This window comes from Pseudomonas sp. FSL R10-0399 (genome assembly GCF_009600165.1).
GTDB classification, from domain to species: domain Bacteria; phylum Pseudomonadota; class Gammaproteobacteria; order Pseudomonadales; family Pseudomonadaceae; genus Aquipseudomonas; species Aquipseudomonas helleri.
The window spans coordinates 1-311 of sequence record NZ_WIWK01000327.1 but is presented as its reverse complement, the minus strand read 5'-3'; the positions used below and the strand labels follow the sequence as shown (position 1 = coordinate 311).

Sequence of the window (311 nt, the reverse complement as noted above, 5' to 3'; positions counted from 1 at the left end):
AACCGCAACCTGTCGCTAGTGCGCGAGCCAAGCCATGAAAACGGCTACCACATCGACCGCGACCCGCTGTGGCAACATCAATCCTTGGCGAAACCGTTCAACGCCATGGCCTGGTACCAATGCGACCACCTCGGCACGCCCATGGAACTCACCGACCAACGCGGCGAGATTGCCTGTAGTGCGACGTATCAAGCGTGGGGGCTAGCCAAGGAAAAGCGTACCGACAGCGCAATACGCGAAAACATCCGCAACCCGCTGCGCTTTCAAGGGCAGTACTTCGACACCGAAACCGGGCTGCACTACAACCGCTA

General features: G+C 59.2%; 1 protein-coding gene. It reads left to right on the top strand.

Going from position 1 to position 311, the window contains the following annotated elements; all coding sequences use genetic code 11:
- A partial coding sequence (locus tag GHO41_RS29630) for an RHS repeat domain-containing protein (RefSeq protein ID WP_178126636.1) occupies nucleotides 1-311 on the top strand: 311 nt, incomplete at both ends.